The 12464-nt window shown below is 41.3% G+C and carries 7 protein-coding genes; 2 read left to right on the forward strand and 5 right to left on the reverse strand.

Annotated features, from left to right (window positions below; all coding sequences use genetic code 11):
- Positions 1–24: 24 nt before the first annotated feature.
- A complete protein-coding gene (locus tag ACAY00_RS14355; protein WP_371375201.1) occupies positions 25–1239 on the reverse strand; it encodes a dicarboxylate/amino acid:cation symporter in 1215 nt (404 codons plus the stop codon).
- Between the two features lie 256 nt (positions 1240–1495).
- On the opposite strand from ACAY00_RS14355, the gene gorA reads away from it, so the two are divergent.
- Entirely contained in the window at positions 1496–2845 is a 1350-nt protein-coding gene (gene gorA, locus ACAY00_RS14360; RefSeq protein ID WP_371375204.1) for a glutathione-disulfide reductase, read from the forward strand.
- A gap of 101 nt (positions 2846–2946) precedes the next feature.
- On the opposite strand, the gene ACAY00_RS14365 is transcribed toward gorA, so the two are convergent.
- Entirely contained in the window at positions 2947–3483 is a 537-nt protein-coding gene (locus ACAY00_RS14365) for a PepSY-associated TM helix domain-containing protein (RefSeq protein ID WP_371375207.1), read from the reverse strand.
- A gap of 587 nt (positions 3484–4070) precedes the next feature.
- Here ACAY00_RS14365 and polA point away from each other — a divergent pair.
- Positions 4071–6818 carry a DNA polymerase I gene (gene polA / locus ACAY00_RS14370; protein ID WP_371379750.1) on the forward strand — a complete coding sequence of 916 codons (2748 nt, stop codon included), beginning with the start codon at positions 4071–4073 and terminating at the stop codon, positions 6816–6818.
- Positions 6819–6899: 81 nt separating this feature from the next.
- Here polA and ACAY00_RS14375 read toward each other — a convergent pair whose 3' ends face one another.
- From ACAY00_RS14375 to yihA, 3 genes are all read right to left on the reverse strand, one after another.
- Positions 6900–8858 carry a DNA topoisomerase III gene (locus ACAY00_RS14375; protein WP_371375210.1) on the reverse strand — a complete coding sequence of 653 codons (1959 nt, stop codon included), beginning with the start codon at positions 8856–8858 and terminating at the stop codon, positions 6900–6902.
- 82 nt (positions 8859–8940) lie between these two features.
- Positions 8941–10536, reverse strand: a complete 1596-nt coding sequence (locus tag ACAY00_RS14380; RefSeq protein WP_371375213.1) for a glycoside hydrolase family 10 protein — start codon at positions 10534–10536, stop codon at positions 8941–8943.
- Between the two features lie 1102 nt (positions 10537–11638).
- Positions 11639–12301, reverse strand: coding sequence for a ribosome biogenesis GTP-binding protein YihA/YsxC (gene yihA, locus ACAY00_RS14385; protein WP_371375216.1), 663 nt, complete (start codon positions 12299–12301; stop codon positions 11639–11641).
- Between the last annotated feature and the right edge of the window lie 163 nt (positions 12302–12464).

The raw sequence follows: 12464 nt of genomic DNA on the forward strand, positions 1-12464 counted from the left end.
ACATTTATCTAATAATAAGTGTGTTTATTGCTCGGCGACTTTATCCATGATCACCGCACATACCGCATCACCGGTTATATTTAATGCGGTGCGGACCATATCAAAAATGCGATCGAGGGCAAATAATAATGGCAAACCTTCAATTGGAATGCCTGCGGCTAACAACACAGCTACCACCAAAAACGAAGGACCGGGTACACCTGCTTGTCCTATCGCACCAATAGTCGAGGTAAAAATAATCGCAGCGTAGGCGCTTAAGCTTAAATCAATACCAAACATTTGCGCAAAGAACACTGCCACTAAGCCATAATAAATCGCGTTTCCGCTCATATTAATGGTTGCCCCTAAGGGTAATACAAACGCAGCAACCGAATTTTTCACACCAATTTCTTGTTCACACACTTCCATCGTAACGGGCAAGGTTGCCATTGATGACGCTGTTGATAAAGCAACCGCCTGAGGTTTTTTCATTACCGAGATAAAGTGACTGGCGGAAACATTTGACAAAAAGTGAACCAACAATGGGTAAATAATGTAGCCAAAGATTAAAATAGCGATTAAAAAGACCATCACCAGTTTTAACACGATACCTAATATATCAAAACCAAAGGTGCCGACAGCATCGGCCATTAAGCCAAATACTCCAAGTGGCGCAACGATCATCACTTTATTAATCATCCACACAAAAGCGTCAATGATGGTATCAATACTGGCTAAAATAGGTTTCGCTTTGTCGCCTTTGGTTTTGCTCAATGCAATTCCAAAGAACATACAAAAAACAATAATTTGCAGAATGTTGCTGCTTGATAACGACGAAAATATATTGGTTGGGATCATCGCAACTATGGTGTCAAATACACCTGCAACTTGACCTTTGTCTTGATATGTATTGGCAAACATACCGGAAACAGAAGACGTGTCTACACCAATCCCAGGACGTAATACCTCACCGAGTAACAAGGCGAGACCGACAGCCAATGCAGAGGTTACTAAGAAAAACAATAAAGTGCCAACGCCAACTTTTCCTGCCGATGGTGATGCGCCTAAGTTAGCAGCCCCACTGATAATAGAAACCGCGACTAAAGGCACCACTAACATTGTGATGGCGTGAATAAAAATAGCACCTAAAGGAGCAAACACACTGGCATCAGCGCCCATAACCATGCCGGTAACACCGCCAATGACCATGGCCAAGATAACTTGAAAACCAATGTTATGTTTTAAATTTGATACTGACATTACGACTCCAGACTCCCCAGGCTCATCTTTAAAAGGCGGTGCATTTTAGCACATCAACTTGGCTGAAATTGTTACTCAGGCGATCAATGTTGCGGTTGTTTGTAAAATATATGATTTGCCTCAAAAAACCGTCTATTATCGATAACAACAGTTTAGCTAGAATAAAAAAGGGCTTAGCCCTTGTAAATAGCCTCAATCACCTTCATTAACCTAAATATAATGGCTATTTTTTCACACACTTTATAAGGATTATCTAATGACCAAACATTTTGACTATATTGCTCTTGGCGCCGGCAGTGGTGGTATTGCATCGATAAACCGTGCCGCCATGCATGGTAAAAAATGCGCGCTTATTGAAGCCAAAGATTTAGGTGGTACTTGTGTCAATGTTGGCTGTGTGCCTAAAAAAGTGATGTGGTATGCTGGTCAAATCGCGGATGCGGTCTCGTACAGCGAAGATTACGGCTTTAATCTCACCTCAGGTAAACTTAATTGGGCTAAATTAGTCGAAAGTCGTCAAGCATACATTTCTCGTATTCATAACTCTTATGACAACGTGTTAGCAAAAAATAATGTTACGGTGATCAAAGGGTTTGGTCAATTTATCGATAAAAACAGCATTGCCGTGAATGGTGAAGTATACACCGCTGATCATATTCTCATTGCCACCGGCGGACGCCCTTCTGTGCCCAACATTCCAGGGGCCGAACATGGCATAACTTCTGATGGATTTTTCGCTTTAACCGAACAACCCAAACGTGTTGCAGTTGTCGGCGCCGGCTATATCGCGGTTGAAATTGCAGGCGTATTAAACGCCCTTGGCAGCGACACCACGTTATTGGTTCGTAAACATAAACCATTACGCGACTTTGATGATATGCTCAGTGATACTTTGGTTGAAATTATGGCCCAAGAAGGTCCAACCCTTAAAACTCAATGCACGCCAAAAGCCGTGATTAAAAATGACGACAACAGCTTAACGCTAGAACTTGAAAGTGGAGAAGCGATCACCGTTGATACCATCATTTGGGCGATTGGCCGAGAACCCGCAACCGATAACATTAACTTAGAAGCAGCAGATCTTAAGGTAAACGATAAAGGCTTTATCGAGACCGATAAATATCAAAACACCCCGGTGAACAATATTTATGCTGTTGGTGATAACACCGGCCGTGCTCAACTCACCCCTGTTGCGGTTGCTGCAGGTCGACGCTTAAGTGAACGTTTATTTAATGGCAAAACTGACGAGCACCTCGATTATAACCTGATCCCAACGGTGGTCTTTTCACACCCGACCATAGGTACGATTGGTTTAACTGAAAAACAAGCGATAGAAACATTTGGTGATGACGACATTACCATCTATACATCACAATTTACGTCTATGTATACCGCGGTTACGCAACATCGTCAGCCCTGTCGCATGAAACTGGTATGTCAGGGTAAGAATGAAAAAATTGTCGGCATGCATTGTATAGGTTTGGGCAGTGATGAAATGCTCCAAGGCTTTGCCGTGGCGGTAAAAATGGGCGCAACCAAAGCCGATTTTGACAACACCATTGCGATTCACCCAACAGCGGCCGAAGAGTTTGTGACCATGCGCTAACGTGTTGAACAAACTGGAAAAAGCAACCGCCGAGAAATCGATCGGTTGCTGATATTATTAGCGACTCACTGTTGGCCGAAAGTCCTACCAGATGTAATCATTTAGCTGATCGCCGCAATCAGAGTTGCAACAACCCCTGCTAAGCCAAATTTAATGGCCGTGGGTCTCATCCTTGGGCTCAACAACGCCATCATCAAGCCTGAAAAGACAATAAAGACTAACGCGATGGCAGTAAACTTTTGCAAGGTTTTAAACCAACTTGGACCATGTCCTTTGTGTAACTCGACAATCGTTTTAATCCAGTCAGGCTTTTCTTGCACGACTTCAAGATGCTCGCCATTAAAGTTAAAAACAAAATAATCTTTTGACATCGGTCGGGTATAGATGGTGTTACCGGATATTTTCAAATACTCAAACTCATTAGTCAAACCTCTGTCGGCCAAAAATGTTCGAACATGACGTTCTAAATCACTGCTTGTTGGCTTAAAACTTACTATGCCTTGATACACCGGCACCTTTTCAGTTTCGCCTTTATAACCGAACAAGTACAACCCACCTGAAAAGCTTATCAACAAAAAAATTGGGGTTAAAAACGTCGCTAAATAGAGGTGGATGGAGGCAAATAGTTTTCGATTCATTTTATGACTCTTGTTGTTAGTTTAGGATGATATAAAAATTTAAAGAGAGTCTATATTAGAAAATTAATGTTGCATTTTCATTAACATATTCGGTTTTTATGTTCTTATTATCTGCACCTGAGTCATTAAGCTTTATTTCACTACTTTTGCCATAATGATTCTTATTGTAAATGATTAGGACAAATGAACCTTTTTAGGCAATCATTACAGCGACTGAGCAAAAACTTAAAAAAATGTTGGAAAAATGTTTTTTTTGTAAAATCATTCTGCTAGTATCTTATGGCTGGACAAAAAACAACCACGCTTTGTGTTCATAAATACAATAATGATGAATTTTTATCCACAATCTAAAAATATATAAGAATAATAAAAAACGGTTTAAAGACATATCGCAATCCCACAACAGTTCCCGTCTTCCGTAAAATGTACACTCTCCATTTGTTATATGGACGGTGGCTTTAGCTATTGTGTTAACAGACTTATCCACAATCAAAGTGGATACCTTTACAGGTAATAAGAGCAAATTAAATGGTCACTTAAGCTCATCTGTGGCATCCTATTGCTAGATAACATTCAGCAACATAAACATTCCTATGACTCAATCATCTCCTTATATCTTAGTTGACGGTTCATCCTATCTATTTCGAGCCTATTACGTCCCTTACTTACAGGCTTTATCTACCCAAGATGGGCACCCTACCGGGGCTATCACCGGTGTACTAAACATGATCAAAAGCCTGCAAAAAGAGTACCCTAACGGCAAAATCATTGTGGTATTCGATGCTAAAGGAAAGACCTTTAGGAACGATCTTTATGCTGAATACAAAGCGAACCGCCCTCCCATGCCAGATGATTTACGCTGTCAAATTGAACCTTTACATAACATTATAAAGGCGATGGGATTACCATTATTAGTGATAGATGGTGTTGAAGCCGATGACGTAATTGGCACCTTAGCGCACCAAGCTTCGACTTATGGCTTAGAAACCATTATTTCAACTGGCGATAAGGATATGGCTCAGTTAGTTACCGAGCATGTCACACTAATCAACACCATGACCAATACCACTACGGATGTCTCAGGTGTGATCGAGAAGTTTGGCGTAAGACCAGATCAAATCATCGATTACCTTGCCTTAATTGGCGACAAAGTGGATAACATTCCAGGCGTGCAAAAATGTGGCCCTAAAACGGCGGTCAAATGGTTAACAGAGCATCAGACTCTAGATAATGTGATTAAAAATGCGGACCAAGTGAAAGGCAAAATTGGTGAAAACCTGCGCGAGGCACTCGAGCAATTACCACTGTCCTACGAACTTGCGACCATTAAACTGGATGTTGAATTAGAGCAAGACCTGTTAGAGATCACCCAATCAGACCCCGATGTAGAGACCTTAAGAGAGTTCTACAGTAAATTTGAACTCAAACGACTGCTAGCCGAATTAGACAAAGCCGACACTCCCGCGAATAACAACAAAGAATCGGCCGAGCGCAGTGAAAATACAGAAAAGCCTGAAGATATAACCCCAGAATACGATGTTATCTATGATAAAGATGCACTTAGTGTCTGGCTTGAGAAAATTAAAATAAGCAAACTTTTTGCCTTTGATACCGAAACTGACAGCCTAAACTACATGCAAGCCAATTTAGTGGGGGTCTCATTTGCGATTGCACCTGGCAAAGCGGCCTATGTCCCAGTCGCTCACGACTACGACGGTGCACCAGAGCAACTGTCGCTTGAATATGTTTTAAACCAATTGAAGCCGATTTTAGAAAGCCAAGAGATTTTAAAAATCGGTCAAAATTTAAAGTACGATGCTAATGTTTTACAGCGTTATGGCATTCACTTAAACGGTATCGGCTTTGACACCATGCTAGAGTCATATTGCTTTAACAGTGTGGCAACGCGCCATAATATGGATGCATTGGCGAAAACATATCTCGACTATGACACCGTTCACTTTGAAGATATTGCCGGCAAAGGCGCTAAGCAATTAACCTTTAATCAAATCGAACTCGAAAAGGCCGGCCATTATGCCGCCGAAGATGCCGACATCACTTTGCGCCTGCACCATAAATTATGGCAATCTTTGGCCGATTGCCCCAAACGCCAAAAAGTATTCTCTGAAATAGAGTTACCATTATCGAGTGTTTTGGCAAAAATGGAACGTACCGGTGTGCTTGTTGATGCCGATTTGCTTGCTCAGCAAAGCCAATACATTGCCACACGTTTAGACGAGCTTGAAATTAAAGCGCATGAACTTGCTGGCAAAAATTTTAATTTAGGCTCACCTAAACAACTGCAAACGATTTTGTTTGAAGAGCTTAATATTCCGGTCATCAAAAAGACCCCTAAAGGCGCCCCTTCAACCGCCGAAGAAGTGTTGCAAGAGCTGGCGTTAGATTACCCACTGCCAAAATTAATTTTAGAGCATCGTGGCTTAAGTAAGTTAAAGTCAACCTACACGGACAAACTGCCTTTGATGATTGATAAAGACAGTGGCCGAGTACACACGTCTTATCAACAAGCGGTCACCGCAACGGGACGTTTATCCTCAACCGATCCTAATTTACAGAATATTCCTATTCGAAGTGAAGAAGGGAAAAAAATCCGTCAAGCCTTTATTGCCCCAGAAGGCTACAAGATTGTTGCCATCGATTATTCGCAAATTGAATTAAGGATCATGGCCCATTTGTCGCAAGACCCAGGCTTATTAAGTGCTTTTGCTGAAGGTCGAGATATTCATCAGGCGACTGCCGCTGAAATCTTTAACATTGAGCTAGATGAAGTCACTAGTGATCATCGACGTAGCGCCAAAGCCATTAACTTTGGTTTAATTTATGGTATGTCTGCTTTTGGCTTGGCAAAGCAATTGCAAATACCTCGAGGTCGTGCCCAAGACTATATGGATAAATACTTTGAACGCTATCCTGGGGTATTAAAGTACATGGAAGAAACCAGAGCTCTAGCTAACGAGCAAGGTTATGTTGAAACCTTATTTGGTCGTCGATTATTTCTACCGGAAATAAAGTCGCGCAACGGTGCTCGCCGAAAAGCCGCTGAACGTGCTGCCATTAACGCACCGATGCAAGGCACGGCAGCGGATATCATAAAAAAAGCGATGATTGCTGTTGCGCAATGGTTACAGGAAAACAATGACCCGCGCATTAAAATGACCATGCAGGTACACGATGAGCTGATTTTTGAAATTCCAGAAGACATTTTGGCCGAAACAACGCAAAAGTTGGTGGCGATTATGGACAATGCAGTGCAATTAGACGTGCCCCTTATTTCAGAAGCGGGTCATGGTGATAACTGGCAACAAGCGCATTAATGGTCAATGAGCAAGGAACGTTGCATAACCTAAAGAGAGTCGAGGCTCTCTTTAGGTGTTAAGCAAGCTATGATATTAATATCAAGAAGCCTTTTTCACAGCTTTGGCGCCAGCTCTTCGTCGCCGTTTTCTATAAGCCGGTTTTCCCGGTGCTTTTAAGCCCTGAAACTGCGTTGGCGGGTTTTCTGTTGCAAAACCCATTAACTGAGTTAACGTTTGGGTTAATGGCTGCATAAATTGCTGATAGCTGGTTTGTCGCTCAGCGATGTTATTTAAACTGGCTTCCCACTGAGCGGTCATGTCTGGCAAACGAGCACTTAAAGGCAACGCCTGAATTAACTTTCGGCCAATGTCTGTTGCTCGGATATGCTTATGTTGACGCTCTAAATACCCACGCTTAAACAATAATTCAATAATCCCAGCCCGAGTCGCTTCGGTGCCTAAACCATCGGTTTCTCTTAAGATGCTTTTTATCTCAGCAGCTTGTACAAAACGAGCAATACCGGTCATAGCCGCCAGTAAACTGGCATCGGTAAAGGAGGCTGGGGGCTTGGTCTGTTTTTCCAGTAACTGAGGCTCTAAACTTTGTAATCCCTGCCCTTTTACCAACGGTGGTAATGTCTTATTGATACTATTATCTTCTTTTGCCTCAGAACTTTTGCTGTCTTTTGAGCCAGAGTGTTGAAATAAAGCCTTCCATCCGATAACTTTAACGACCTTCGCACTGGCCTTAAATTCACCTTCAACAATATTAATTAATACATCCGTTTGCGCATATTGATGTGGTGGATAAAACTGCGCCAAATATTGCCGTATTATTAATTGATAAATACGTTGCTCGGTGGAGCTTAAACTAATATTTTTTGCCGATTTCAATGTGGGGACAATGGCGTGATGAGCGCCCACTTTCGCATCATTCCAGGCTTTACTTTTTAATGACTTATCTGCTTTTTTTGCCGATTCCGCATAGCTCGGATCGCCAGAGGCCAACATATCGATGATGGCGCTAGATTGAGCCCATTGATCTTTGGGTAAATAACGACAATCCGATCGAGGGTAAGTGATCAGCTTATGCTTTTCATATAAACTCTGACAGCCATCAAGAACAATTTTCGCACTCAAATGAAATCGCTTAGCCGCATCAATTTGCAACGCCGATAAGTTATAAGGAAGAGGCGGATTTTGCTTTTTTAGGTTTTCTCTTACATCGGCAACCGTTGCGGGTTGATGCGTAATTCGAGCGACCACATTCTCAGCCAATTTTTTCACCACCACACGCCCTTCTTCATCCATATAAGGCGCACATGCTTGACTGGGCTGCCACTTAGCGTGGAATACTTGCCCATCTTGGGTGGCCAATGTCGCAAGTACTTGATAAAAGGGTTTACTAACAAACTGCTCAATGTCTAAGTCGCGTTGTACGACTAATCCCAACACCGGTGTTTGTACTCGTCCAACCGATAAAACGCCTTCAAAACCAGATTTTTTACCCAAAATGGTATAGGCTCTGGTCATATTCAAACCATACAGCCAATCGGCTCTCGCCCGGGCTAATGCCGACACCGAAAGCGGGACAAAGTCCTTATTGGGCTGCATCGAATTCAGTGCTTTTTTCACCGCACTGATATTCAAATCACTGATTAATAAGCGTTGAATTTTGTTTTTTTTGGTTGCAGAAACGTTGAGGTAATCAATCACTTCGTCGACCAGTAATTGTCCTTCGCGGTCGGGATCGCCAGCATGAACAATGAGCGATGCTTGTTTGACTAATTTTTTAAGGGTCGAAAGTTGGCTACGGGTTTGATATTTGGGTTTCAATTGCCAAGTTTCTGGCACAATAGGTAAGTGCTCAAGTTGCCACTTAGCGTACTTTTGATCATAATCTTGAGGTTCGGCTTGCTCTAAAATATGACCAATACACCAACTCACAACATCACCATTACCGACTTCTATATAGGTTTTATGGTTTTTATGTGGTTTAGGTAAAGCATTGGCAATGGCTCTACCTAAACTGGGTTTCTCAGCAATATAAAGTTTCACATTAAATCAGCCGTTACGTTTTTTATCAGTATATCGAACAACTGTACTTATATCCAGTACCCTTGTTGGGTAATCCAAGTCGTTACATTAAAGCCTGTTTAATGATGCTGGGCACAATGGAGGTATTGATCCGTTTACTTTCGTTACCATTTCTATCGACCGCAATCACTGCCACATCCTTAAGTAAATCAACCTGAGTACCACGCGCAGAATTTGAAATAAATGCTGGTAAGTTGAACGAGCGTTGATGTTTAGTAAGCACCTTATATCGCCATTCATTTTTATATCGGTAATACAATAGCCATTGAAAAACATCATCGCTTTGTTGATGCTGCCATCTTACTGCAATCTTTTGGTTGTTTGCTTTAAACGTCACTTGGGGTGGCTCTGGGGCTACCGAATCAAGCCATGGCGAGGCCGGTATTAGTGCTTTATCGGCAAATACGCTTTGAGTTAACGCTCGGTGAAACTCACCTTGGTGCTGTAAATGGCCAATATTCCAAAACACCATCCCTGCTGAGGGTAATAAAGCGCGGTTAATCATTACTTGATTAAGCGCTTCATCAATACCAGCGTCTTGACTAACTTTCGCTATATCCATGCCGGGCCATAAATGGCGTTGTTGGAGATTTTGCTGTTGCCACCATGCCAATAACACAGGGTAACTCTGAGCTAATTGGTTTATCGGCCAATATAGCTGTGGCGCAAAGTAATCAATCCAGCCTTCATTTAGCCAATATTTAGCATCGGCAAATAGCTTTTCATATTGATCAAATCCCCGAATCCCCTTGGGCTGCTCAGGGCGGTAAATACCAAAGGGGCTGATACCAAATTTAACGTGTTGTTTTTCTTTTTTAATACTGAAATAAAGCTTTTTAACGAAATCATTTACCGCTTTTCGTCGCCAATTTGCTTGTGACAGCTGACCACCGCCTTTTCGATACGCCAAGTAAGCAACAGAGTCCGGAAAGTCTTTATTATTGTTATAGGACGGGTACGGGTAAAAATAGTCATCCATATGAATACCATCAATATCATATCTTTTGACAATATCCATCACCACTTTATGAGTATGTTGCTGGGTTTTAGGGTTGGTGGGGTCAAGCCAGTAATAACCACTTTCCAAACCAACGGTTAAATTTGGCTTGGTCTTCACTATCGACTTTTCAGTAACTAAACCGCCGGTGACATGGTGCGCACGATAAGGATTGATCCAAGCATGTAATTTGATGCCTCGAATGTGTGCCTGCTCAATCCAAAAGGCTAAGGGATCATAATAAGGTTGGGGGGCTTTCCCCTGCTCCCCGGTTAAAAAATAAGACCAAGGTTCTAAATAACTTGGGTAAAAAGCATCGGCTTGGGGGCGAACTTGTAATATCACCGCATTAAGATTGTTTTTTTCAACCAAGTTAAGTAAAGCAATAATTTCTTCTTTTTGCGCCGATGTCGATAAACCAGGTTTGGAAGGCCAATTAATATTGGCAACAGAGGCAATCCACGCGGCTCTAAATTCTCGCTCTACCGTTTGATGGTTTAATTTTTTATATTTGACGGGGGCGACAGTCGATGGTGATTTATTTGGGCTAGCGCAACCGGCCAACAAGGCAGCCACGATAGCCAAAGTCGCGAGTAAACGCGGCTGGCAGACTCTCTTTATACACGGAAAATTGTCGGTCATGGCGACCCCAAAAAATGACGAAAGATAAAAGTATTATCTGCAATGTCAGAAAAATAGCAACCACTGCCTTTTTATGGGTATTGTTTTCACTAAGGCTATGTTTGGCTAAGACATTTGAGTTGATAATATTTTGGGCGAGATTTCTAAAAGAAAACTCTAATAATTTACGTTTTTTTATTACATAAAAAAGCCCAAAAAACGAAAAATAGCAGAAACAGCCCTTTTTTGTGTAATTATTTTTCAAAAAGGGGTTTACAACTTAGAGTTAAGGCTCTAATATAAAGTCATTCCTAAGGGAATTCTTGTTGTAATAACTTTTGTTTTCTAGCTTCCCCATAAGCTTCTTACCGATACGGCCTTAATGGCGGTATCGGTTTTTTTTTTGCCTAAACCTCTAACAATCAATTGTTTTTTTGCATAATCGACTGAATATTTCGTAAGTTTGATCATTCAACCGCTCATATTAAATATTGTTTTCTTAATCTAAATGTTTATACATTGGCGTTAATACCGTGCAGGTTTCATATTCAAAAATGTTAGCCTAAAGCCAGTTTGGCTGTTTAATTTAAGCAAAAAACTAGACCTTAATGCCGTTTACAACGGCTTTTTCGTTCGCGCCCCCCCCACAACTTAAGTAAATATACTGAAACCTTTATACAAATATACGGTCAATTAATGCCCCAATATGGGGCGGAATCACCATTTTAGGGCAAATAACCGTACTTTTATTACAGGAATTACGGTCAAACTTACGAACAAACAGAAAACCTGGTGCTTTTTGTAGTTTTTTTTCAAATAAGGGTTTACAAACTAGAGTTAAGGCTCTAATATAAAATCATTCCTAAGGGAATTCTTGTTGTAATAACTTTTGTTTTCTAGCTTCCCCATAAGCTTCTTACCGACACTGCCTAAATGGCGGCGTCGGTTTTTTTTTGCCTAAAAACATGCAAAAAAAAATCCGCCAACGTTTTTAGTTTTGGCGGACTTTAAGAGTTTAGTATCATTTGTTGCGGTAAAATCATACAGAAAAGCGACCAAAGATAAGGGCTTTCTCCTTATTTTTTACTGCTAAAAAAGCTCTAGCGCTTCATCTCATCAACGATTATTCTGCGCTATCGTCACTATCACTTTCTGAAGCGTCTTCTAGTACTTGTTGCTCTAGGTTGGTAAACCAATCACTGATCACCCCAGTAGCCGTTTCTAGGCCCACTTTGGTTAATGATGAAAAAGCATGAACCTTAATATTGGGGTGCATTTCATTACATTTTTTACGAACTTGCAGCACCTCTGAGTTGCGTTTGCCCGGTTTTAATTTATCCGCCTTAGTCAGCAAAACTAACGTAGGTAATTGGCAATCATTGGCCCACTGAATAAGGTCGGCATCTAAGTCTTTTAATGGGTGTCTAATGTCCATTAAAATCACGATACCTTTTAAGCTCATCCGTTTTTCAAGATACTCAGCTAACGCCTTTTGCCATTTTACTTTCATTGCCAAAGGCACTTTGGCAAAACCATAACCGGGTAAGTCGACAAGGCGACGATTGTCACCGATATCAAAAACATTGATTAACTGGGTTCGACCTGGGGTTTTACTGGTTCTGGCTAATGATTTTTGATTGGTCAAAGTGTTTAGGGCGCTTGACTTTCCGGCATTCGAGCGACCTGCAAACGCAACCTCGATCCCGCTATCGGCAGGTAAACGACGAATATCAGGTGCGGAAAGTTGAAATTTTGCTATGTGTAAATTAACCGATGAAGTAGTCAAACTTAGGAGCCTTTATTGAAAATAGAGTAAATATCTTATGCAATTATATCTCCTTTTGTTGCCGTTAAGGCATTCTTTTTTCGAATATTGCCAACTTTGCCCTTGTAATGTGAACAAAATGTTCGAATTTTAAGTAATAACCATTACACTTTCGTGGGAATTG

Source organism: Thalassotalea sp. 273M-4 (assembly GCF_041410465.1).
GTDB classification, from domain to species: Bacteria; Pseudomonadota; Gammaproteobacteria; order Enterobacterales; family Alteromonadaceae; genus Thalassotalea_A; species Thalassotalea_A aquiviva.

Coding starts and splice junctions, on each gene's coding strand:
- ACAY00_RS14355 (WP_371375201.1), bottom strand. CDS start 1,239: ATGTCAGTATCAAATTTAAAACATAACATTGGTTTTCAAGTTATCTTG.
- gorA (WP_371375204.1), top strand. CDS start 1,496: ATGACCAAACATTTTGACTATATTGCTCTTGGCGCCGGCAGTGGTGGT.
- ACAY00_RS14365 (WP_371375207.1), bottom strand. CDS start 3,483: ATGAATCGAAAACTATTTGCCTCCATCCACCTCTATTTAGCGACGTTT.
- ACAY00_RS14380 (WP_371375213.1), bottom strand. CDS start 10,536: ATGACCGACAATTTTCCGTGTATAAAGAGAGTCTGCCAGCCGCGTTTA.